Annotated in this window: 20 protein-coding genes; 11 read left to right on the top strand and 9 right to left on the bottom strand. The window is 46.3% G+C overall.

The window, feature by feature from the left end:
• Positions 1 to 2: 2 nt before the first annotated feature.
• Together GN112_RS15500 and GN112_RS35285 are read right to left on the bottom strand one after the other, a co-directional pair.
• Positions 3 to 1,010 (bottom strand): ABC transporter substrate-binding protein, encoded by a 1,008-nt coding sequence (locus GN112_RS15500; protein ID WP_155311042.1) that lies wholly within the window; start codon positions 1,008 to 1,010, stop codon positions 3 to 5.
• 356 nt (positions 1,011 to 1,366) lie between these two features.
• Positions 1,367 to 1,528: a nucleotidyltransferase family protein gene (locus tag GN112_RS35285; RefSeq protein WP_155311041.1), complete on the bottom strand. Its 162-nt coding sequence runs from the start codon at positions 1,526 to 1,528 to the stop codon at positions 1,367 to 1,369.
• Between the two features lie 218 nt (positions 1,529 to 1,746).
• Here GN112_RS35285 and GN112_RS15490 point away from each other — a divergent pair, with 218 nt between their 5' ends.
• The 9 genes from GN112_RS15490 to GN112_RS15450 all read left to right on the top strand — a co-directional run bounded on the left by GN112_RS15490 (position 1,747) and on the right by GN112_RS15450 (position 8,093).
• The gene (locus GN112_RS15490; RefSeq protein ID WP_155311040.1) at positions 1,747 to 1,983 is read left to right on the top strand and encodes a hypothetical protein; all 237 of its coding nucleotides are present in this window, start codon (positions 1,747 to 1,749) and stop codon (positions 1,981 to 1,983) included.
• Positions 1,984 to 2,029: 46 nt separating this feature from the next.
• Positions 2,030 to 2,311: a hypothetical protein gene (locus GN112_RS15485; protein WP_155311039.1), complete on the top strand. Its 282-nt coding sequence runs from the start codon at positions 2,030 to 2,032 to the stop codon at positions 2,309 to 2,311.
• A gap of 552 nt (positions 2,312 to 2,863) precedes the next feature.
• The gene (locus tag GN112_RS15480) at positions 2,864 to 3,136 is read left to right on the top strand and encodes a hypothetical protein (RefSeq protein WP_155311038.1); all 273 of its coding nucleotides are present in this window, start codon (positions 2,864 to 2,866) and stop codon (positions 3,134 to 3,136) included.
• 155 nt (positions 3,137 to 3,291) lie between these two features.
• Positions 3,292 to 3,510: a hypothetical protein gene (locus GN112_RS15475; protein ID WP_155311037.1), complete on the top strand. Its 219-nt coding sequence runs from the start codon at positions 3,292 to 3,294 to the stop codon at positions 3,508 to 3,510.
• A 217-nt stretch (positions 3,511 to 3,727) separates the two neighbouring features.
• The gene (locus GN112_RS15470; RefSeq protein WP_155311036.1) at positions 3,728 to 4,582 is read left to right on the top strand and encodes a hypothetical protein; all 855 of its coding nucleotides are present in this window, start codon (positions 3,728 to 3,730) and stop codon (positions 4,580 to 4,582) included.
• 80 nt (positions 4,583 to 4,662) lie between these two features.
• A complete protein-coding gene (locus GN112_RS15465) occupies positions 4,663 to 5,793 on the top strand; it encodes a site-specific integrase (RefSeq protein WP_162458954.1) in 1,131 nt (376 codons plus the stop codon).
• A gap of 30 nt (positions 5,794 to 5,823) precedes the next feature.
• Entirely contained in the window at positions 5,824 to 6,528 is a 705-nt protein-coding gene (locus GN112_RS15460) for a dCTP deaminase domain-containing protein (protein WP_155311034.1), read from the top strand.
• An 11-nt stretch (positions 6,529 to 6,539) separates the two neighbouring features.
• The gene (locus GN112_RS15455; protein ID WP_155311033.1) at positions 6,540 to 7,121 is read left to right on the top strand and encodes a hypothetical protein; all 582 of its coding nucleotides are present in this window, start codon (positions 6,540 to 6,542) and stop codon (positions 7,119 to 7,121) included.
• Between the two features lie 24 nt (positions 7,122 to 7,145).
• A complete protein-coding gene (locus tag GN112_RS15450; protein WP_155311032.1) occupies positions 7,146 to 8,093 on the top strand; it encodes a hypothetical protein in 948 nt (315 codons plus the stop codon).
• Between the two features lie 434 nt (positions 8,094 to 8,527).
• On the opposite strand, the gene GN112_RS15445 is transcribed toward GN112_RS15450, so the two are convergent.
• Both GN112_RS15445 and GN112_RS15440 read right to left on the bottom strand, forming a co-directional pair.
• Positions 8,528 to 9,646 (bottom strand): IS110 family RNA-guided transposase, encoded by a 1,119-nt coding sequence (locus GN112_RS15445; protein ID WP_155310575.1) that lies wholly within the window; start codon positions 9,644 to 9,646, stop codon positions 8,528 to 8,530.
• Positions 9,647 to 10,452: 806 nt separating this feature from the next.
• Positions 10,453 to 11,571 carry an IS110 family RNA-guided transposase gene (locus GN112_RS15440; protein WP_155309156.1) on the bottom strand — a complete coding sequence of 373 codons (1,119 nt, stop codon included), beginning with the start codon at positions 11,569 to 11,571 and terminating at the stop codon, positions 10,453 to 10,455.
• Positions 11,572 to 11,645: 74 nt separating this feature from the next.
• Here GN112_RS15440 and GN112_RS15435 point away from each other — a divergent pair, with 74 nt between their 5' ends.
• Positions 11,646 to 12,299, top strand: coding sequence for a deaminase (locus tag GN112_RS15435; RefSeq protein WP_155311031.1), 654 nt, complete (start codon positions 11,646 to 11,648; stop codon positions 12,297 to 12,299).
• Positions 12,268 to 12,438, top strand: a complete 171-nt coding sequence (locus GN112_RS15430) for a hypothetical protein (RefSeq protein WP_155311030.1) — start codon at positions 12,268 to 12,270, stop codon at positions 12,436 to 12,438. The genes GN112_RS15435 and GN112_RS15430 overlap by 32 nt, the downstream gene beginning before the upstream one ends.
• Before the next feature lie 457 nt (positions 12,439 to 12,895).
• Here GN112_RS15430 and GN112_RS15425 read toward each other — a convergent pair whose 3' ends face one another.
• From GN112_RS15425 to GN112_RS15405, 5 genes are all read right to left on the bottom strand, one after another.
• A complete protein-coding gene (locus tag GN112_RS15425; protein WP_155311029.1) occupies positions 12,896 to 13,852 on the bottom strand; it encodes a PGN_0703 family putative restriction endonuclease in 957 nt (318 codons plus the stop codon).
• 225 nt (positions 13,853 to 14,077) lie between these two features.
• Positions 14,078 to 17,107, bottom strand: a complete 3,030-nt coding sequence (locus GN112_RS15420) for a sacsin N-terminal ATP-binding-like domain-containing protein (protein ID WP_155311028.1) — start codon at positions 17,105 to 17,107, stop codon at positions 14,078 to 14,080.
• Positions 17,097 to 20,696 carry a DEAD/DEAH box helicase gene (locus GN112_RS15415; protein ID WP_197743331.1) on the bottom strand — a complete coding sequence of 1,200 codons (3,600 nt, stop codon included), beginning with the start codon at positions 20,694 to 20,696 and terminating at the stop codon, positions 17,097 to 17,099. The genes GN112_RS15420 and GN112_RS15415 overlap by 11 nt, the downstream gene beginning before the upstream one ends.
• Positions 20,697 to 20,739: 43 nt before the next feature.
• On the bottom strand, positions 20,740 to 23,313 hold the full coding sequence (locus GN112_RS15410; RefSeq protein WP_155311027.1) for a S8 family peptidase: 2,574 nt from the start codon (positions 23,311 to 23,313) through the stop codon (positions 20,740 to 20,742).
• A gap of 2 nt (positions 23,314 to 23,315) precedes the next feature.
• Positions 23,316 to 24,314 carry an AAA family ATPase gene (locus GN112_RS15405; RefSeq protein WP_155311026.1) on the bottom strand — a complete coding sequence of 333 codons (999 nt, stop codon included), beginning with the start codon at positions 24,312 to 24,314 and terminating at the stop codon, positions 23,316 to 23,318.
• Between the last annotated feature and the right edge of the window lie 35 nt (positions 24,315 to 24,349).

Here is a 24,349-nt window from a genome sequence, read left to right as displayed (position 1 = left end):
AACTACAGGGCATCCTCAATCCGTTTGATGGTATTATCCGGAACCCACTTGTGCCATGCATCGGGGTATTCCCGTAAAAACCAGATCGCCGCATCTTCGGGCTTGCCGCCCGAGTCTTTCATGTATGCCAGAATGGAACTGGTCAGGGGCACCGATGTCTCGTACCGCTTTAAAAACGAGACCACATCCGGATTGGTTTCAACCAGCTTGCTGTTCACGCAGATAACGACATTGTCGGCGGCCCAGGCACACCCGTAATCCTTTTTTACCCAACGTTTCGGATCATATGCCGGCTCGCCGATCATGGTCATGTCCAGCGTGCCCATTACCCAGGTCGGTTCCCAGAAATATCCCAGCCATGGCTTTCCGTTTTCGTAGGCTGAAACCATGGATGTCACCAGAGCCATCTCGGAGCCTGAATCGAATACATTGTAGTATTGGTCCAGGCCGTAAGTGTGTATTTTGGTCTCGTTGATCTCATAAGTCAGGGCCCAGGAAGACGGGTTATTGTAAAACCGGCCCTTGTTCGGGGATTCCGGGTCCTTGAACAGCTCCCAGTAGCGGGGCAGGTCTTCCACGGTTTTAAGATCGGGCGCCACCGGCTTTATGCCTCGCTTCGGGTCTCCCTTGACCATATACGTGGGAATATACCAACCGCTGGGAGCATTGGTAAAATTGGGCCCAAGGTCAACCATTTTTCCTGATTCGGTCAGCTTCTTATAACCGGCAATGTTCGTCTGAACCCACATTTCCATCAAAACATCAATGTCTCCCTTACCCAGGCCTGTCAGGGATGCCATGGAATCGGCAAACATGTAATCCACACGGTATCCATAACCATGCTCAAGAATAAATCCGGCAATTCGGTTGTGGACCTGAATGCTGTCCCAAGACCGATCATTGAAGACAATGGTCTTTTTGGCATCAGCAGCCCATGCGTCAATTGAGATCAGATAGCAAACCAGTATTACAACGGTCACCACCAACCATTTTTTCTCGACGAATTTCATGAAACGCTCCTTTGCAGTTGCAGATAAGCTTTATTAATTAACGACCCAAGACCTGATCCCGGTAATATCCGAAGCGTCACGCACAATTATACAGGTCTGGATGTAGTACTAGGAGAGGCCAACTCATTGTTATCCAATGCCCTTAATCGGTAAGCCCTATAATATTTTCTATGAACATGTAACAAATCGAAAATATGCATACAAAAAACGGGTCGCATAGAGATCTTCTTTGTCGGGCAGGAACGATGGGGCATATGAATCTGAAGCGGACTGGTTCAATCAAGTAAAGAATGGATGTTTGATGTTTGGGGTTTCAACGAAGTTCCGTAAGGATCAAGAATAATCAGAATTGAATATCAGTTGAGAAGGGAGGTGGACCCAACGAGAAGGTCAACATCGCTGGTATCGATCGCCTCGTTTCTGGCAACCGATCCGAAAAGATAGATATGTTGAATGGAATACGTTCGCAACAGACCCGGCTGTTTTTTTAAAATGCTTATGATCTGCTGGCGTTTCATTTTGAATGAATAAGAATGGTTTTATACGGCACGAAACGATAAATAAAAAGCAGGTCGCGTCGTCGCTTCCTGCTTATTCGATTCGAACCAAGTAATTGGTGGAGGCGGCGGGAGTCGAACCCTCTCCCCTACCAAAAAAACCCAATGGTATCAAAATGTTAATTTTTCGTGGGGCTACTTGTGGGGTACCACGGAATTTTTTAGAAAGGATTTGAACCATGGGAAAAGGAAGTAGATTAAAGCGCCAAAGGAAAGAGAAACAACTGACCGATTCAGAAATTTACAACCTCTTTTCAGGTGAAGGCCTGGAAGAACTTACCAATGAACTCTATGAGGAGCTTCTTGCAAATGGTTGGAAAGAAAAGGACCTAAAGTTTTTTCAACAAAGGGGATCTCGTTATTGTCGATCCCGCAATTCTTTTCTCGATGAGCCCCAGTTCATGGGGGATGAATAACCCGAAATAATATTTCATCCACCACAATATGAAAAGGAGGCTCTAAATGTCCAATCTACGTGAACTAAAAGCCGCATTACCTGCCGATTTTGTATCAAAATTCAAAGAAAAAGCTGATTCTTTGGGGATGACTCATAGACAGCTTGCCGCAATTTGCATCTCTCTGGGTTATCAATCCGTTACAAAAATTGAAGAGAGGTCCTATTCCCTGCCTCCGGAGCCGCCCCCCGTTTCGGCTGATTCATTAGAGGAAAAGGCGGCGGTGTCAAGGGTCGCCGAAGGCGATGAAGCGAAGCGAAACTTGCCCTTTACATCGCCGGCTTTGTAGCTATCAGCCGAAGGAACGGGGGGCGGCGGTTTAGGAGGTGGGGAATCCCTGCCTCTGGTGAGCCCTTCATAATAAATAGACGCGCGTAGCGCACTTCTCCTCCGCTTAACCCGGGATTGGGTTCGGGCTGGGCGGAAGTTACTGTAAGTTAGCCCATGGGCGGCCGTTTTTTTGGCCGTTCATGGGGTTACTTACAGTCTTCGGGCCGAGCCCGGGTTAAGCGGAGGGCTCTTTTTCCTTCTTTCACTGCGGTTACGATCCCAAAACTAAAAGATGTAGCCGCTAACATAATCGGAGGAGGGCAATCTCTAACGATTGCCCGACCTCCGTTAAACAGAAAAAATGATTTCACAGTCAGAGACGAAACTACTGATTGCCAAAAAATCCAATAGATAAATGGAATAGCAGCCAATCCGCCGGGGAACGGAGGTGACTCCGGCGGACTGGCTGCTATTGAATGAAAACAAAGTCTATTTTGGCCTATCGCTAATTATCTTGACGGACATGGTGAAACAAGTTATGACATTGGCAAAACATGTTTTGGAGGATAGCATGGCAAGGCCAAAAAAAGATGAGAAAAAAATTCAATACACCGTGATGATAGAGCCAAGTGTAATAGAGGAAATAAAGATACTTGCTGAAAAGGCTGAATTGCCAACAGGGACGTTTGCAAGAAATCTTCTGATGCTTGGATTGGAGGATGCCCGTGTGTTCGATAAAGCCGGTATCATAAAATTAGTTGGAACCAGTAGGAAGCAGATGGATAAAATTAAAAAAAAATTCGGTCTGACATTGGATGGGCTTGATGTTCTGAACAAAGATTAAAAAAAACAAAAAGCCAAGCACCTGAACTTTGGCGAGGACCGGTGCTTGGCTGGCAATGAAAGAGGGCCTTACGGCACACTCAATCAGGTGAACAATACCATAGTGCACCTATAGTGTGTCAATAGGCTCTCCAAAACCATTGGAGGGCTTTTTTAATGCGTAAATCAGGTGTTGCTGACCAGAAAAAAAATCAGGAAGATGCTGCAAAACCCAAAGGGGGGCGGACTACTAACAGCCCCCCTCCAAATGTAAGTTCCGTTTATCCAGATGAGGTCAAAGCCCTTGGTTCAAATGTCGATACTCTCGCGCTCTCCATCGATGTCCTATGGGACGACACCTGCTATTTCGAATTTTTAGCTGAAAAAAAAAGCTGAAGCGAAAAAATCCGGGCATGAAATTCCGATTAACATCCCGAATGCCTTCCAAGAGAACAATTTTCTTTTCAATCTGAAAGAACACGGTTCAAATGGCTATGAATGGTTGCTTTATAACCATGAATACGCCTTGATGATTGGCAATTGGATAAAGCCTATTAGCCGGCCAAGTATTATGGCTTCTGTGCGGTCTGAGACGCTATGGCGTTTGGGTGCTATGAAAGCGGTCACCCTGATTTTGGATTATATTGTAAGTGTTGGAGGAAAGGTAACCTCAGTAAAACTAAGCCGCGTGGATCTTTGCGTAGACGTACTCTTGCCTGATTCAATCTGGTCGACCGATCTTTTAAAATTTTCCGTTTCACGCTGCAATAAAATTGGGATTCATCTTGGCAACAGATTGGAAAAACTCCAAACGATTGAGTTTAGTACTCGTAAAAGCCCAATAATGGCAAGACTGTATGACAAGCCACTTGAAATACAGGAAAAATCTAACAAGGAGTGGATGTTTGATGTTTGGGGCATAGCGGATGTCCCTAAAGGATACAGGATAATTAGAATTGAATTCCAGTTGAGAAGAGAAGTTCTAAAACAGCTAGGAATGAACAGTCCATCTGATCTGAACAATTTATGTTCTAATGCATGGGGGTATTGCACTCAGGAATGGCTCAATTTTAAAGATAATCCAGGAAAACACCAAAAAAATCAAAGAAAAACTTTAACGTGGTGGTCTGTTGTGCAGAACGGCTTCATGGAAATTAGCCAGCCTGTTCCATTAATTCGGTTTAGAGCAAGTAATTCTGATGAAAAACAATTGGTTGCCCAGACATTTGGATATTTGTCATCGATACAAGCCCTTATGGTGGAATCAAACGGAAATTATCCAACTTCAAGAAATGATATTGAAAATGTCCTTTTAAATTTTCCTTTAAAAGCCAATGAATTAGGGAAGGGTCAAAGAGAATTTAAGGATGCAATTGAATTAAAGCGCGCCAAGTATGTTCGAACTCAAGAAAAATTAAAAATGGTTATCGAGAGGAGAAAAGAATTTTTCAATATTAATTTAGAATAATATAGCGGCATAAGCTCAAAATGTTGACCACTGCTCATAGGCATGCTAACCAGAATCCATCCTACCATGGAGGTCTGTGCATGCGCGGCCGGATCTACTCCGATCAAAAATGCCCTATTTGCGGTGGTCAATTTATACATGACGATCGGCGGCGTGGTCTATTCTGTGATCAGCACCCCAACCAGCAGGCCACAGGGCGCTTCCGAGTTCAGTTTGGCAGAAACACTCGAAAACGTTTCAATAGTTATCAAGAGGCGGAAAGATTTTTGGATGGCCTTCGGTGGGAGGTCGACCAAGGGACTTTTGATCCCCGTGACTATAGGATAAATAATCCGTTAGGCTTTGAAACGCTTGCTTTGAAGTGGTTGGAGGTTAAAAAGAAAGAGGTTAAGCAGAAATCATATAATAATCTCCGAAATTACATGACTAAAGCCATTGCAGCCTGGGGGCAGATGAACGTCAAAACAATTGGATATGGCGAAATAGAGGATTTCCTGCATTCTCAAGAGGTTTCAGATAAAACAAAATCAAATATGAAGTCTGGATTGCATAATTTTTTTTTATGGGTAAAAAGACGTGAAAAAATTCCAATGCCTGACTTTCCCGAAACGCCGTTTGAGCTTGGATTCAGAAAAATAATTGATAAAGAAACTCAGTCGGTCATTATTAATGAGATTTATCGTCTTACGTATCATATTAATCCTAAGATTTGGTTAGGTATTAAATGGTTAGCTACATATATATCAATTAGGCCGGGCGAATTATTAAATCTAAAAGAAAAAGATATTGATCTCAAACTTAAATACTTCATTATTCCTCATCCAAAAGAAAAACGGCCAAAGTTGGTTCCAATGATTGATGAAGATATGGATATTCTTAAAGCGATGCCTCGTGGATTACCTGAGATTCAATTTTTTAGACATGCTAAAGGTATATCAGGTGTTAGAGCAGGACAAAAATTTGGAGATAAATACCTTTATAAATGGTGGAAAAAAGCTTGTAGAAATCTTGGAATTGAAGGCCTTGATTTATATGGGGGTACTCGACATAGCTCTACAACTTCCCTGAGAGAGAAGTTTACACCAGAAGAAATAAGAAGTGCAGGGACACTTCATACTACAAATAAAGCATTTGATAGGTATCTTCAAATTAATTCATCTGATTCAAAAAGAATTTATGAATCAATATCAAAGCAAAGCAAAGCAAAGTAAAGTTGGAAAATCAGGCTGAAAGGAATATCTATGAGTATTCTAACTGATGTTGATATTAGAGATTACTTTGAAAAAGAAAATCCGCTGATGATCAAACCATTTTCTGAAGAATGCCTAACACCAGTAGGATATGATCTTAGAGCCGGTGGAAAATATGTTACTACTGATGACGGTAGGCAAATTGAATTACACGAATGTATGAAGGTTACAATATTCCCGAAGCAAACAGCGCTAATCTCAACACTCGAAAAAGTTAGTATGCCAAAGGATAGATCGATATCGGCATTAATAGTTTCAAAAGTGTCAAAAGTATCGAAAGGTCTTTCTCACGTTGCAACAACAATTGATGCTGATTGGAGTGGTAATCTAATAATAGCTCTAACCAATCACTCCTCCGAAAAAATAGAAATTTGTCATGGAGAATCTTTTTGTACAGTGGTATTCTTTAAAAATTTAACACCATCAATAAAACCATGTGAAAAAAAAGATGGAAGGCCGGACGTTTTTTTTAAAGATTTATCAAAGAAAGCAACAGAGGCTCTAAAAAAGAAACAATATACTGAAAAAAGTTTTTTTTACAAGTCATTTATAGCTCCTCTAATAGTTGTTTTCGGTTTAATGTTTGCTTATTTGAATTTTGCAGACAACGGATATATGATTACTGGGATTGTGACTGCTAGTGTAGCTATCTCACAATTATATCACAGTTCACTTATAATAAAGTATAAAAAATGAATGAACGTATAATGGTGGTAAAAGCAAGCCTATTGGAAGAACTTGGGTCTTTTCAAGGATTAATGTTTGATATTGAAAAGTATCTCAATAGAATCAATTTAGATTACTTTTATGTAGATAGACAAGAGGCCGAAACAAATTTTAGTTATAAACAAATAATTCCATATGTATTATTAAATTATAGAGACAAATTTCTATGCTATTTAAGGGGAGAATTAACAAATGAAGGTAGGTTAAAAGGAAATTATTCATTGGGAATTGGTGGGCATGTAAACGATAAAGATGAAAATCTTTTTGAATCATCAATTGATGCTGCAAAAAAAAGAGAGCTATCGGAAGAGATAAGCATTAAAACAAAATATACTGACCATACAATAGCATTAATCAATGATGATTCTAATCCAGTTGGAAGAGTTCATTTAGGAATAATATCTGTGTTGAAATTAAATGAAAAAAAGGTATTAAAGAAAGAAAAATCAATTAATAAAATAAATTTCATTTCGATTGAAGAAATGAAAACAAATATTGATAAATATGAATCTTGGTCGAAGATAATTATTAAAGATATCGGTAAAATATCCGATTACTTGTAGTTAATCTATATCAGGCGGTGTCAAATGGAGATGAAAAAGGAAACCTTTAATTTAGTAATTGGCATTGCAGGACCATATGGTGCTGGTGCATCATCGCTTTCACAAGAGCTATTCGAAAATTTGACAAATTGGCCTGGAATCGATGTAGAAAAAATAATTGCCGCAGATTTAATAAAAAAATATCATAAATATTACCTCAGTAAACAGCTTGATGTTGATGAAGAAGATAATTCGAAAAGAAGAGAACTGCTGCAATCTGCTGGTACGAAAATTAGATTAAAGGACAGGTTGGCTACTGCTAAAATTTTTGTAACTGAGATTACAATTAAAGGTAAAGCTTCAGAAAATCAAGGCTCAGAAAAAGAAGAAGTTCCTAAGAATGAATCTGTAGGAGCAAGAGTATATGTTATTGATTGTTTAAAGAACGCTAACGAAGTTAATGAGTTAAGAAGAGTTTATGGAGATGAATTCTATTTGATCTATATTCATGCATCAAGAGAAAATAGATGGCGAAGAGAAGTTGACTATAAAGGTTGGAGCGCTCAGCAAAGAGTCGATTTCGAAGAAAGAGATCAAATTGATTATGACGAAAAATCAATTGACCCAAGTGTTGAGGATGCAGGTCAAGAAGTAAAAAAACTATCGACTATGGCTGATTATTACTTAGTAAATAATTATAACAGAGAAAAACTAAAAGAAGAAGCAAAGAGACTTTTAGATATTTTATTTGGGAGTGGTAAAAATCAGCCTACGATTGATGAAAGATCTATGCATATTGCATTTTCCGCAGCAAATAGGTCTTACTGCTTAAGCCGGCAGGTTGGAGCAGCAATAGTAGATGATATGGGTGTAATTTTAGGTATAGGGCATAATGATGTCCCAAAAGCTGATATGGTTGAACACTTGTCAAGAGAAAAACCTATCCATACCCAAAAAACTTGGGCCAATAATTTTCATCGAGCGTTTGGATAGAGGCGGGGTCTGCAATAACGACGGTAGAGCACTCTGATATTCGCGGGTTGGATACCGCCTGACTAGGCTTCGTCGTGGAGCTGCCTCGGTCTAAAGACGGGAGTTTCGGCCTGAAGGCCTATTCCGATAGCTTTTTCGAGGGTTCTCCAAACCGCGACCGCGCCCCTATCCAAAAGCTCGATGGCTATATTTGTTCTTTGATAAAGCCGATCCTTTCTTGAGCATTTTTAAAATCAATAAGTTCTTTTTCTATTTGCATCATCGATTATAGAGAAGTACTTATCCAGCTTCTTGAGCCGGAGCAACAGTCGCGCTTCTCTCGCCGTCGCTAATTCCCACCCAGCGTGGAAAGTCAGGGCTGTCAAGGCTGCGACCTTAGGGAGCACCCTTTAGGGCTTGGCCTTGATAGGCCTGGGTTTCCACGCTATAACAAATCATCTTTCAGCGGCCACGATTGGAACAGCCCGGGCAATGGCCCAGATGAAACCGGCCAACTCGCGTGCAATCGCGGTGATGACCACGTTATGGTTTTTGCCCTTTGCAATCAACCTGCGGTAGCGGTGGCATAGTCGTAGCTGTGCATTCCAGGCAATATCCAAAACATCGTCCGGCAAGCCTTCCTGGCGTTTACGGATCGCCTTACTTTTCCGGGCCGGCATACGATAGGCCTGAGCCGATTCGATCAACGTCCTGCGGGCATGGGTATTGCCGGTTTTGGTAATGGGGCCTTTTTTGATGGTGCCACCGCTTGAATGCTCCGATGGGATCAGACCCAAATAGGCCATCAGCTGTGCCGGCGTATCGAAACGGCTCAGATCCCCCAGTTCAGCGACGACGGTCACCGCGCTGAGCAAAGAAATCCCCCTGAGCGCTTGCAGAGCCTCGATAACCGGAAGCAATCGACTGGTTTGGCAACATTGCTCAATCGCTTTTTCGATGCGCTTAACGCGGGCCTCATGGTCTCCCATGGCGTCCAGGTATTCGGTAAGGGCAATGTGCTGGGCCGGATGCGGCATCTTCAGATCCGCCAGCCAATTTAAATGCGCTTTACTCCATTTGCTTTTACCTGGATAATTGATCCCTTGTCGCAATAAAAAGGCATTGATCTGTTGTTTGACTTTGCGGAGCGATATTTGGATGTCTTTTCGTGCACGTACCAGGTCACGAAGTGCTTCATCGGCCTGATCGGGGACATACACCGGCGTCAGTTCTCCGGAACGGTGGAGCGTCGCCAGGTGGGTTGCATCTCGGCGATCGTTTTTAACCCGATCACCGGTTTTTTTGGGGATCAGCGCCGGAGCAACGACAACGCAATCGATTCCCTTGCTTGTTAAATGCCTGTAGATTGGATATCCGCATGGACCTGCTTCATAAACACAATGCAATTCGGCGTTTTGTGAAATCAGTTTTCGCATGACGTTATCAATCTGCCCCAGGTCGTTGCTGATTTTTCCATACACTCGAACGTTTCCGTCACGTCCTTCATCGGCGATAGCAATGGTAATCGAATCTTTGTGGACATCCAAACCAACATACTTTACAATCTTTTTCACGGCCTGCCTCCTTGATTTTGGCTCTGTAGTTAGGGTTGTTAACGAACGCTTACTATAACCCACGTTTTCAAGGTTTGGCAGGCCTTTTTATTGCCGCGGTGGCTAACGTTCAACCATATTGTCTAATGGGGGATTATATACCCAGGAAGATGGAAAAGATGATAAACGTTGTTATTTAGTTGGAGATAGGAGATGTATCAATGACACCAACAAGCAAGAAAGGTTAAAAAAGTTAGAAAACCAAATGCTTGCGGAAATAGATCTTAATCCACAACAGAAAGAAAAGCTGATATGGTTGAACACTTGTCAAGAGAAAAACCTATCCATACCCAAAAAACTTGGGCCAATAATTTTCATCGAGCGTTTGGATAGAGGCGGGGTCTGCAATAACGACGGTAGAGCACTCTGATATTCGCGGATTGGATACCGCATGACTAGGCTTCGTCGTGGAGCTGCCTCGGTCTAAAGACGGGAGTTTCGGCCTGAAGGCCTATTCCGATAGCTTTTTCGAGGGTTCTCCAAACCGCGACCGCGCCCCTATCCAAAAGCTCGATGGCTATATTTGTTCTTTGATAAAGCCGATCCTTTCTTGAGCATTTTTAAAATCAATAAGTTCTTTTTCTATTTGCATCATCGATTATCGAGAAGTACTTATCCAGCTTCTTGAGCCGGAGCAACAGTCGCGCTTCTCTCGCCGTCGCTAATTCCCACCCAGCGTGGAAAGTCAGGGCTGTCAAGGCTGCGACCTTAGGGAGCACCCTTTAGGGCTTGGCCTTGATAGGCCTGGGTTTCCACGCTATAACAAATCATCTTTCAGCGGCCACGATTGGAACAGCCCGGGCAATGGCCCAGATGAAACCGGCCAACTCGCGTGCAATCGCGGTGATGACCACGTTATGGTTTTTGCCCTTTGCAATCAACCTGCGGTAGCGGTGGCATAGTCGTAGCTGTGCATTCCAGGCAATATCCAAAACATCGTCCGGCAAGCCTTCCTGGCGTTTACGGATCGCCTTACTTTTCCGGGCCGGCATACGATAGGCCTGAGCCGATTCGATCAACGTCCTGCGGGCATGGGTATTGCCGGTTTTGGTAATGGGGCCTTTTTTGATGGTGCCACCGCTTGAATGCTCCGATGGGATCAGACCCAAATAGGCCATCAGCTGTGCCGGCGTATCGAAACGGCTCAGATCCCCCAGTTCAGCGACGACGGTCACCGCGCTGAGCAAAGAAATCCCCCTGAGCGCTTGCAGAGCCTCGATAACCGGAAGCAGTCGACTGGTTTGGCAACATTGCTCAATCGCTTTTTCGATGCGCTTAACGCGGGCCTCATGGTCTTCCATGGCGTCCAGGTATTCGGTAAGGGCAATATGCTGGGCAGGATGCTGCATTTTCAGCTCCGCCAGCCAATTTAAATGAGCTTTACCCCATTTGCTTTTACCTGGATAACTGATTCCTTGTCGCAATAAAAAGGCATTGATCTGTTGTTTGACTTTGCGGAGCGATATTTGGATGTCTTTTCGTGCACGTACCAGGTCACGAAGCGCTTCATCGGCCTGATCGGGGACATACACCGGCGTCAGTTCTCCGGAACGGTGGAGCGTCGCCAGGTGGGTTGCATCACGGCGATCATTCTTAACCCGATCACCTGTTTTTTTGGGGATCAACGCTGGAGCAACGACAACGCAATCGATCCCCTTGCTTGTTAAATGCCTATAGATCGGATATCCGCACGGACCTGCTTCGTAAACACAATGCAATTCGGCGTTTTGTGAAATCAGTTTTCGCATGACGTTATCAATCTGCCCCAGGTCGTTGCTGATTTTTCCATACACTCGAACGTTTCCGTCACGTCCTTCATCGGCGATAGCAATGGTAATCGAATCTTTGTGGACATCTAAACCAACATACTTTACTATCTTGTTCATGGCCTGCCTCCTTGATTTTGGCTCTGTAGTTAGGTTTTTTACGGACCGCTCACTATAACCCACGTTTTCAAGGTTTGGCAGGCCTTTTTATTGCCGTCTTGGTTAACGTTCAACCATATTGTCTAAAAGATCTTATTAATGAATCGGCCTTTAAGGAATTAACTGAGTTTTGTCGTGCTGTGCATGCCGAAATGGATGCACTTATAAGTGTAGCTAGATCTGGACGAGGTTCGACTTCTGGCAGTATAATGTATGTTACTGCACAACCCTGCCACAATTGTACTAAGCATATTATTTGCTCGGGAATCAAAAAAGTTATTTATTTAGAACCATATCCCAAAAGTTTAGGTTTAGAGCTTCATTCTGATGCAATAGAGTTAGACCCAATTGACGATAGGTGTCTTGGGAAAAAATTAGTGTTAACACCCTATAGTGGTGTTGCGCCACATAGATACCATGATTTTTTTGTTAAGAGAGATGAACGAAAGAACGATAAAGGACATTATTTAGTAAGATCAAAAGAAGAACAGGCATTTAAACCAAGGTTTGCGCATAGACTAACAAAACGAAATCGTTCGCACCTAGATAAGTCGAATCCACATCCTATAACGGCAAATGAACTAAAGCATTTCATTGAGATCATATCTATGGTAGATAGATATGAAAATAAGGTAACTAAAAAGAATGGAGGGAAAAATGCCAGATCAGATCTTAGAAAGAAATTATGATAACATTGAAAAGTTAATTGAATATGCTAACGAAGCCGGTGAGACGTTAAGACATTTTTCAGAACAAGTAACAGATGAATCAAAAAGACTTTTCGATGTCTTTTGCCGTATGTCAGAGGATATCGATATCGGGGAATAACGTTTTCATAATGGCCTTGATCATTTTTTCGAAAGCCAAATGCTTGATGTCAAAACCAGATTTCGCTCGTTCTATTATTGTTGGCTTAATTATATGAAATTACTGAAAAATGAACTACTGTAAGGCGATAGATATTCGAAATTACGATCAAGGCCATGGTTGGGATACCGTTGGGATACAAAAAAAGGATGCTAAAAACACTTAACATCCTGAATATAAAACAATAAATTGGTGGAGGGCTTTCCGCCGTCCAGCAAATCCGTCTCACACGCGCTAATACATCAAAAATCATTTGATTACAACGTGTTACAATACCGCAAGGCAACACTCTCCGCGTCGCTTGCGGGAAATGCTTTTCTCCACATTTTCCCCAAACAGAGAACGGACGCGGGTTCGATTCCCGTTTGCACATCAAACGCGGCGATATCGTAACCCAAGTCTGAACCAGTTGACCTTTTCATTCGATTCCATATTTCTGTTTGAACTCGTCGATCCAGTCGTGATGGCGAACTGATTCATCAATCGCACTGACAAGCTGCTGGATGGTCACCCTCCCGACACTGGAGGCATGCTCTGCTGGCACAGATTCCATGAGAAACGGCCATAAGCCAGACTTCTTTCCGTCCTTGGAAACCTTCAGAAATGCAGGGTTTCTTTCGTCGTGAAGGAGCACGAAACAGCCGTCCTTTTTGAGCGAGAACAACACCTCCCTGAAAAACTGGTAGTAACTGATAAACGGGCATATGGGCCCGGATGCGAAAGCAGTCTCCCCGAAGCCGAACTCGTTTATTCGCTCCCAATATTTTCGTCCAATGTGGTGAAGGTAACAGCCGTCAATCCCATACGAGATAGGGTTCCTTCCATCACAATCACCGCCTGAAAAAACAGAACAGCCGCCGAATTCCCTTTCCACGAGTTTTGCCTCGATGAAGATTCTTGCGGTCTTCCCGGATATGGCCAGATCAATTGATGTGGGCTGCCCGGAATCTTCGTTAAAAACTGCCCGGTCGTCGTGCTCAAATCCAGCGGTGACTTCCCCGGTCGGCCAGGGCATTCCTGCTTTCTCGATAGCTACGCGTAGCGGTTCGAGGTCTTTTCTGACAATCAATGGTCCCACAAGATTGAAAACCATTGCCTGGCTGCTCAGGCCGTGGTGAAGGTACTTGTGAAGCGGGAAAGAATCCTTACCTAAATTCCGTTCATGCTCTTGCCTGATGTACTCGGCCACGTCAGTGCAAATGATATTTTCCGGCCAGCTATCATGGGATTTGAGGCAATACCGCATTCTCGCGGTTGTGGCCAAGCCCTTTCTGGAGAACCATTCTGCAGCAGCATCCCTCAGTTCACGTTCAAATACCTTATAACGTTTAAATGGCCATGTTTGCGCCAGCTGTCTGCTGTTCATTTCAGCCATTCTTGCCCCTCGTTTCCATTACAATTTTTTCAGCCACTCCAGAGCATTCACAGGCCAGAAGCCATCCGGGCGAGGGCGTCGCACATGTGGTTGTGCGGCAGCAGGGCGGCGGTTTAGCACGCATTCGGCCCATTGGTCGGGGATCGCGTTTCGACCCACACAGCGCCAAGAAGCGCGCCAAAGATGGCAGCGTTGGTATCAGTGACTACGCCGCGCATGACGGTTTCAATCTTCCGCTTCAAGAATCGCTTTCATATCAATGAAATGACTTCCAACAAACTTGATGCTTGTTTCTAACTCACCCAGGTTCAGAGGTACTTCACCTTCATCAGAAGCCCTCAATACCTGATTCAATGCCTCCATCACGCGCTCGTCAAGTTTCACGAATTCCTTATATCTCGCAGCGCACACCGGACATAAGGCCAGATATTGAGCCTCATGCTCTCTCGTGAAATAGTCAACAGAAAGCGCCTCGACCGATTCAAAATAGTACTGACCATCGCGCTTTCTGAACGGCATCTCCTCCTTGCAGATTTGACAGACCATTTGACCGGCATCGTTGGTGTACTGCTCTCTGAGCCAAATAGAAGGGTCGACAGCCCCCCTGGTTTTCCTAACGCTTCTTTCGCGTTCCTCGTATTCCTTTTTTGGGGAATCGGCGAGTTGCTCCCAAATCCTTTCCTGCCGGCGCTCAGGATTCGCTACCGTCCTTGACGGAAATGCTGGCCTTTCATTTTGTTCGGCAATCTGTGCTTTCCAATGGCTAAATTCTTCGGGAAATCTCCGTAATAAATCGATGTCTTCTACTGGAATACCTGCTTCTTCAGCAAGCTTAAAAACAACATCCTTCTTCATACCGAGAAGGTCAGCCAATTTTTCGTTACGATCAAATTGATCAGGAAGATCGCCAAGGCTTACCTCGCCTGGCTTGAATGGACTATCACTGCCATATTTAGGTATCCACGAACAGCCACGAAGTTGTCTCTTCCAGGTGGCGGTAAAATACGCTGTCCGCTCCTGATAATAAAACCACCTGTATTGTCCTTCATAAAATTGATAATAGGAGCTCTCCTTAAGATGCTCCAGAAGAAAGCCCCAGATAATTAGTGAATATCCTATTAACTGTTGGCTATCTTGTGGAACGTTTGATAAGAAACTATCCAATCCATCAATATCGTAATCGATAGTTTCAATATCTCTTGTATGCCCCTGATTTCCTCGTAATCTGCTTCTCTCCTCCCAAGGCAGATCAACTTGCATTTTTCTAAAACGCGGTTTTCTCGCAACGCCAAGTTCGCTCCAAACGCTGGGGTCGGTTGCTGAAGCTTTTTCGGATAGAAACCAAACATCTGTTGAGCCCGAAAAATATAGTCGCAAATCCGGGTTTTCCTGATATACAACGCATGGCTTTTTGAACGCCAAGTTCCCAAAAGGGTCGGTTGCTTTGAGAAAAGGTGTCTGCCTTGCTTCCTTAACAACCTTTTTCTTCCCAGCCTCTGAATCAGAGGTCAAAGCACGCATAATTTTTTGAATATCCGCCGCGTGCTCAGCCTCCGAGATCAATGACACATCCTCTTTCGAGTATTTGGGTAGAACCCTCTCAACGATGTCGTCAAAAACATCCGGCTCCGAAAGATCCAAACGTTTCAGGAAGCTTCCCGCTTGCTCATCGCTTGCAATCGACCGCTTCACAATCGGGAAATCAGTATCTTCCGGGGGAGGCAAATAGGCATTTGGCGTTGTTCCATCAGCCCTGAAAGGGGGCACGTGAGCATCATCTTGGAGCCGTACAATAGGCTTGGAACGGAGAAGTCCTCCCGAATCGCCGGACCATCTTGGAGAACGCCAAAGTTTTTCTGTGTCCAACAAGTATCCATAGAACCTTACAAGCCATTCGTCGCTTTGTTCCTCTAAGAAAGAATTATCGATCTTTCTTGAAAAGCTATCGGGGGTCACCTCTTCGACTTGCAGTTCTTGCCGAATATATTTCCAAAGCACACTATAACGTCCCGTTTCGGTTATCTCTCCATTAATCCATTTAAAATCTTTTTGATATAGAAGCCTGAGATGATCATTTCGCAATATATTTCTCAACCATTCAGCACTTGCCAATTTGGCATTCTGGGCCGAAACATAAGTTTTATCATCGGTTGGTAGTAGTTCTTGGTCCATAAGCGTATTACGCACGGCCTTAGCAATCGGAAAAAACATACTACCTGAAGGAAAATCTTCCATCCTTATCGGTAACGCCTCAAGCAGCGAGACATCCAAAAGACCAAAACCCTTAAGCTGCGGTAATACATCAACGATAAGGCACGCGGTCTCTCGTACCAGATTCGCATTCCAATCGTCCTCTTTTGGTATATTGTCCCGAGCAGGAGTCGTCTTGTACGGCCCCTGGATCAAAAACCCGAATCGAGTCTCTTTTTCCGTTGGGAAGTAGACCACAAGCGGTGAATCCTTAACTCTTGCAACCTCATCTCGACGTTCCTCTTCGTTTTTCTCAAGATGAAAACCAATCTCGACCGGGACGTGACGAGGGCAATCATCGCCAGGGTCAGGGACTTCCACGGGTCGTTCAAATATCAACCAGCTCTCACTTTCATCTACGCCGTTGTTCTGCCCAATGACCGTTACTTCCCTTGCAGCACCCCGAATAGCCTCATCCCGCAGATAAACACCTTCCATCCCATCCAGCAGCCTGTATTCGATCTCCTTAATATTTCGAAGGAAAAGAAGTGTTCTAGCGCTCAGCTTACGAAGCCTTCCGCTGATTTCCTTGCATGCGATTTCCGGATTGACATCGGGTCTGTTGAAAGGAAACACAAAATGAGTCGTCCATAAATCTCCTATAATCCGCGGCTGCACGGCATAGGGGCGAACGTAGTTTTCGATTCTGAAGCTTTCATGTCCAGAATGAATTTCAGGCGTGGTCGTATATGCATAGACAGACTTAAAGCCGATACCGAATTTGCCGATCTGTGTGAGATCTTCAGCCTTCGTGCCTTCACCCACCCCGCAAATGCCACGAACATCTTTCTCATCAAATAGGCGGCCGTCGTGGAACACCTCGAGCTTGTCCTCGAAAAGATTAAACAGGACTTTTGAAGCTCTGGCGTCCTCGGCGTTTTGCAGAAGCTCAAAGACAAAATGTGTTCTGTCAGAATACATTTTGCCCAAGAGCTTGAGGGCCTTGTCAAGAATAGCCTCGTTCCGTTTTTCGTCATTGCGTATGTGATCGTAGTTACTCGGCATAAACCACATCTCCAATGATTTGGATCACTCCGTATGCCACTGGCTCGGCGCTTATTTCCGCTCTTTCAATGGCGATGTCCAAGTCTTGGATACGCCTGGCGTAGTCGGCCTCCGCTGCTGCTATCTGTGAACGGCGCATCTTTTGGATTTTTTCATTTGTTGCCAGCTCGAGCTGTTCTTCGAGGAGAGCTATTCGTGCTTTGTGGCTTGTCGTTAGACTCTCCCTCCGGTACTCCGCCAGCTCTTGGGTTCTACGCTGATGTTGGGTGCGCGCCTCAGACCACATTTTGTGATGCTGAGCATCCAGCCCATCCCATATATTCTGCTCTGGTGCATCAGCTCTTTCCGTCGGTATGCTTTCTGCCGTTTCAAGAAGTCTGGAAAGGTGTTTGGTCACAGCATCTGTTGAAGCAACCGGCTGCAAAACCAAGTCCTCCCTGACGCCATGGAACCGCCACTGGTAAATTGCAAATTCATAGTTGCCTTTGGGGACATCATTGTTTTTGGCCCGCAAAACCGTAATGACTCGTTTTTTCGTATCGAAGATCGCAGCCGACTGTTTCACAAGAGGGTGAAGGGGCATTATGAAGACGGCTTCCGGATGTTGCGAAGCGCACTCGGAATCGAATGTAATAAGGAGATGCGGGTTCCCCCCCTTGAGCCAGTTTTCCCATTCGCGATAAACGGTCGTGTTCTGACGTGGAATCTTCCGGAAATCTCGCAACAGGTTGTTTCTGGCTTCTTGGGATAGACGTAGTGTTTTAAGCGCTTTTTCGCCAAGTATGAATTCCTGATTCCTCCCGCAAGTGCGCTGAAGGTAAATCGTGATAAGCCTTCGTATCGATATAGGGGACAGCCAATAGCTCGATGCTTGCTCGATTTCCCGCTTCATTTGGTCTTGTGGCAGACGGATGCCGAACAGCTCGAGTTGTTTCTGTTCGAGTTCGTCCTGTTCCTGAATCAGCCTGATCTTGTTGTCCGCCAGTTGTTGAAGCTGCTCTCCGCGCTCTATTTCGTTCAAGGAGAAATTTTCCGCGATACTCCGAATCTCCCTGGTGATCTCCCCGAGTATCTCCTCGCTGCCACCGAGGGCGTTGTTGAACACACCAATCCGCACCAGGCACCGCTCGTAGATATCCGCATCGACCGTACCCGGCGTGATCAAATTGAAAATCGCGACACTCTCGCTTTTCTGTCCATTCCGATCTATGCGGCCAATCCTCTGTTCCACCCGCATGGGGTTCCATGGCAGGTCGTAATTGACGATGCAATCACAGAACTGGTAGTCTAAGCCTTCGCAGCCAATCTCTGAAAACAGTAAAATGTCGAGACCGTCATCCTGATTCGGCGGCAATTCAAAGCGATTCCGAAGCTCGACCCGGTCCTCATCAGGTGTCCCGCCGTGAATCAGTCCAACCCTAAATCCATCCGTCTTGAGATGTTCATAGAGATAGTGAAGCGTGTGACGGAAGCTGCTGAAAAGCATCACCTTGTTATTGGGAAGCTTTTGCTTGTCCCGGATGACATTGCGGAGAGCGTCCAGTTTCGGATCGTATGGATCGAGGTCACGAGCCTTTCCAAGGATTGCCTGGATACGTGATTCAATGCTATCAACAGCATCGCTTTTGGGGACAAACTCGGTGTTATCCGCTTCTTCCCAGGACAATTCATCAAGGTGGCGGCTCAGTATTTCCTCGAGGAAGGGGGCAAGTCCAAAAAGACAACTGGCCGCCTGCCTACGAATGGTTGTCATCATGAACTTGACGTTGACATCCCCGTGAAGCCTGCTGAATATCTCTGCCTGTATCTGAAGCAGCTCGTCGTGTAGATCTTTCTGATTCGGTGTAAATTCAACGATCACAGTTTCGGGCTTGCGCACCGTGAACTCCCCGATATCGCGACGACGCGTTCGGTTGATAATCCCTGAAAACGTATGCAGAGCCTCGAGTTCGGTTATCAACTGTACGCGCTCTTCCAAGCCGATCTGGCCTTCGGCGAGCCGCACATTTATACGATTGAACTCTGGATTGTGTATGAGAATCGACTGCCCCCACGGCGTTCCCGCCGCGTTGTCTAGTGCTTCCTTAGCCTGAATAGCCCATTCCGGCTCCTGGGCACGGGCCAGGGCTACCGCTTGATTAATGAACGGATTCGGCTCTGACATATGCTCAAAGCTCTCTTGATCGATGATCAGATCGGGACGAAGGGTATGCAGTAGTACGAACAGGTCATGGTTGCCAAGTTGGATGGGAGTCGCGGTCAGAAAGATCACGGCTTCCGTATGGTCGCAGAAAAACCGCACCGCTTTGTGACTGAACGTATCCTGATTCCGTATATGATGAGCCTCGTCTACGATGACCAAGTCGAAGCGAGGGGGCGGGTCCAAGTCCAGCAGTCCTTTTTTGCGCTTTCTTTTACCGTCCGAACCATATAGAAGCGCTTCATCGAATAGGGGATATGGGATGATAATTCGATGGTGCTGCTCCGGCCAGATCCCTTCCAAATCCATTTCGTTGATGCAGTACCTCAGTGTTGGGCCATCGAGATGAACAAAGCGCTCCTCAAACCGCTTCATCTCAATCTGCCATTTACGTTCGGTTACAAGCGGACGGGGACAGATTATTAGGATGGATCGTATGTCGCGCCTGGCCTGCAGCTCTCGGAGAATCAAACCTGCCTCAATGGTCTTGCCGACGCCAACACCATCGGCAACCAGCAATCGAGGGCGGTCTGATCGGATGAATCGCAAGACGGGCCGGAATTGATATGGGATGAAATCCACACGGGCGGCATTTAATGAATAAAGCGTTGAAAGTCCAGGATATCGAATCTGCAACGCGGTGAGGTATGAATGAAACTCAACACAGGGCAAGAAACGAGACTCGTCCTCCGGTCGGTCTTCCGCCTTCAGCTGTGATGCATAGTAGGTATGCGTTTCGCCGTCCATGAACACCAGGAATCGGTTCTCCGGCTTGCCTGGTATTGAGGAAACAACGGCACCCCGCATGGTTGGGTTGGATTTGAGATGAACGATCTGACCAGGTGTGAATTCCGTATCAGACCCCGGTGCCTCGGGAGATGGGCTTTCCAGAACAGCACCATCTTGATCAGGGCCGGGACGTTCCTTGGAAAGCAGGGACGCCTTGGTCTCGCGCACCTCGTCGAGTAGGCTTTCATCTGTCTCAACGACAACGGCGAAGCGCTGCAGCGTATCCAGGTCGCGGTATACGTCGTCAACAGGGAATCCCTCACTACCCGCATGCGCCCATCTGTTTCGAACTGTCTGCATTTCTTTGACAAAGTGGCGTGCCTCCGACGTCAGTTCCAGTTTAGTTGATATCTGATACCAATTCTGATCAAGCACACGAAGCAGCGCGGCGAGGTCCAAGGATGCCAAGGAATTGATACCTCTTTCCTTAACCCGACGACGTTGCTGAAATGAAAGAATGTTGACGACAGCCTCATTCCACCAATCGCCAAAAAGACCCGGCAGGACCTTTTCCAGAAAACGCGCAAGGTTCTTTGACGCCTCACTCAAAAGGTGAGCCATGGATACCTGCATGCTGTTATTTTCCAGTAGGTCCGCCATTTTCTATTTTCGATTCATAAAACTTTTTGGTCCTTGGCTAATATCATGTTGTGTGCCCTCCCGAAATTGGGACGCGAACGCGGAGCCTGTCTCGCACTTCCTGGTAGATCGGAATATCGATTCCTTCGGCGACTTCCAAAGTCACAGCCAAACCATAGCGTATGGGCTCTGGTAAATCACCGGCATCGGCACGACAGGTCACCTTGATTGTGATTGCATCCCCATCCTGGAAATCCACTGCTTTCGAGCTCTCCAGCACTTCATGCTGAACGGTACCTCTTTGTACTGCATGATGATCCGCACAGATCCGGTCCGTTGCGAGGCTGTTTTTTGGACTAAACCATAGATGAGCGATCCTGTAATTCTGGCGTATACTTTTCACCGGAGTCAGCCAAGCGAGAGTGACCGTCAACCTCCGTTTATCTGTTACAGCCGAAAGACTAGGTGGAAGTGGCAAGATAAATTCCTGGCCCTCGCCATCATCGAGTTTGCCGACTCCCAGAACGGTCACGCGTTGATCCGTGCAGACCATCGCCTTCTCCACGTCGGCGAGACCGTAACCAAGGAAACGCCCAACATAGTCCCTGAATGTCCGACTATTCTGAGAATTCTTCAGGATTGACTCATAGAGCGCCCCTGCATCTGTCCAATCCGCTCCGTGGACAAGAAGCGCCTTCAATAGGACCACATCATATTCCGAAGGTAAACTTACCCCAGGCTGTGCGCGAAGTTGACCGATAACATCAAACAGCGAACTTGCCCAACGTGAGGCTAAGGCTGCCGAGTTGCTCGTGCCCCTTGTGTGAAGAGTACGATTTAATTCACCAGACGCTCCAGGTGCTGCGACGCGTTGCCCAGGAGGACTATTGAAAAATGCCGTTTGTAGGATAGCATTGGCATGAGCATTGCCCAATTTTTCCGAAAGAAACTGTCTCCCGCCGGGAAGAAGGATGTCGGGCTTTATAGTTCGACGGAATCCCGGTCCCTGAGCGCTGGTTGTGCTTGGGAGGTCAGAACGAGTAAAAGGATCAATTACACTAGGATTAGCTGTAGCTGTAGAGGCATCTGCATGGATGGACCCGAGAGTAATTCCGTTGAATGTCTCAGAAGGTGACAGCAAGCGTCGATGTCGCGTATCTGCAGCGGTCGCCTGAATCACGGATTTCTCGATCTCTTCTGCTGACAGGTCACGAAGATCCGTTCTTGGAATGTTCAGCTCAATATCATGAGGACGATTACCGGCACTAACCACGAACAACACGTTGTATTTCCACGACAACCAGTCCAACAACCGCGCCAAGGAACTCATCCCACGATCAAAGGGCCGGGAACGGTCACACACCGACAGATTTATGACACGAACGCTCGGCGCTGCTGGCGGCTCGCCACCCTCATTTTCATATAGCCGTCGTACCGCGCGATGCACCAGGTCTATTGGTAAAACTTCCTCGGGTATCGCCTCGAAAAATTGCCCATCAAAACCACGATGAGGTCGCATGATCGGCCGGACATACAATGGTCTTCCCGTCGGTCCACCACCTCCGTCCAAGTCACCATGACAGATGAGCGAGGCCATAGCTGTACCATGAAAACGTTCTTTTGCCTGATAAGTATTTTCGTATCCATCTGGGTCATCAACAATCAGCCGTCCATCAAGTAGCCAGTGTCCCGTCAGAGGCAATCCGTCGAACAACCCGAGGATTGGCTCACCATGGGGCATATCCGGCTGTTCTCCTTCTTCAAGGACTTTCGTCTCGGACAACTCTCCCGGCAATCGAATTGCACACTGCCCGACGGGACGTAGATGCATGATGTCTTCGCATTGGAGCAACCTTACCTCACGTTGTGCTATAATTTCAGAAACCTGATTTATAGGAATTTTTCCCAGAATGCCATGATAAGCAATCTCTGGAACGACACATTGCTGAACAACCTCGCCGCCGAGGCCTTCGATCACACCACGGAGGTAAGATTCAGCCTGATGCCGTCTGTTTGGGTTTCCACGAAACCACAGTTCGGTCTCAAAAGGAACTGATTGCTGACCGTGTTTCATACGAAACTGCCAGTCTTGAATAACACCGGTCTCTCGTATACGGTCCTGCGCATCCCAAGGACTAATCGTATGGAGATGGACGAAGGCGTGTTTCAGAGGAGCTAATCCTCTGGGGAACTTAGCGTTGTGGTCTTGCTGCCAGTTATTGAAAAGGCTCTGCAATTCCTGAAGAGCACGCTGATCCGTCATGACCAGGAAGAGTTGACCCTTCAACTGTTTTTGAGCGTCCTTCTCGTCTTCAAATCCGTGCTCGGGGGAAATATCGTCAAGTTCGAGTTCACCAAGCCACTCAAATCCCTCGACCTTCCTCACAGCGTTGATGAAATTCTTTATAGGACCGACAGTTTCAAGTATCAAGGCTTGTTCCGGCTGGAGACCAAGGGAGTTATTCTGCAAAATTAGACGCTGTCGATCCATGGCCTGCTGAAGACGTTGGAATTGTGGTGTTAAACGCCTGGCCTGACTTCTAACGTCAGGCAGCCGGAATTTTCCCCCGCCACCATACCGTCTTGCTTTTTCAGCACGTGTTGGTTCCGGGAAAATAAGGAGTGGATGTTCAGCCATGATTACTTGTCCTTCCCGGAACTATCTGGATTCTTCAACGTAAACCGAATTCTCCATTGGTTCAGACATTGTCCCGCAATCTTCTTGGCGTCCGTCTCAGAATCGCTAAGAGTGACTCGCCGGAGCACATCGGAGCCGAAATCCTCGATTTCGGCGAAACTCAAGCCTTTTAGGTTCTGAGCAAGATTGCGCGGCGACAGGCCGAGCGTGTGCCCTGTTCGAGCTTCGAAGCGCCTGAACCATTCCTCGATCTGGCTCTGTTTCGGCATCGGCAACTCCAGTCGTATCTGGAATCGACGCCACACTGCGCGGTCGAGCAATTCGGGATGATTGCTAGCTGTTACAACGACGACATAACTCGGTAGCGCGTCGATTTGTAGCAGTAGCGAACTCACGACTCGTTTGATCTCTCCGGTTTCGTGCAGATCTCCCCGCTCTTTGCCGACTGCGTCAAACTCGTCAAAAAACAGCACACATTCCCTTGACCGTGCGTGCTCGAAAACCTGCCCAATGCGTTGAGCTGTCTCTCCGAGATAGCTTCCGATAATCGCTTCGTAGCGAACAACCAGGAATGGTATGTTTAAGGCATCGGCGATTGCCTCAGCGAGGGATGTCTTGCCGTTTCCTGGAGGACCGGCAAGCAGCACGCGGTTACGCGGCTCAAGATTGTGCGACCGCAGCAAATCGGCACGGTGCTGCTCCTCTACTAACTCGCGAACAGATTGTTCTGTCTCGGCTGCTAAGACCAGATCTTCTACTCGTCGTCCGGGAGTTATCTCCGCCACGAGTGGGCCGGACAGTGGTCGCGCAGGAGGCGAAGCGGGTGGTCTGGGGCGACCATTACTGTCCTGCTGAAGCTGGGCAATGAGCCGGTCTGCCAAAATCCCGTGATTCTTAGCCCGCTCATCTGCGGCCAACGCTTCCACAGTCTTCTGCACTTGAGCCCTGTCGCCGCGGGCGGCAGCCCGAACTAAATTAAGTATCAAATCTGCTCGCGCCATATTTTTCCTCAATTGCACATCTTTGTATTTGCCGT

Source organism: Desulfosarcina ovata subsp. ovata (genome assembly GCF_009689005.1).
Taxonomy (GTDB): domain Bacteria; phylum Desulfobacterota; class Desulfobacteria; order Desulfobacterales; family Desulfosarcinaceae; genus Desulfosarcina; species Desulfosarcina ovata.
Note: the sequence above shows the minus strand (reverse complement) of the source record. Positions and strands in the feature narration are given on the sequence as shown.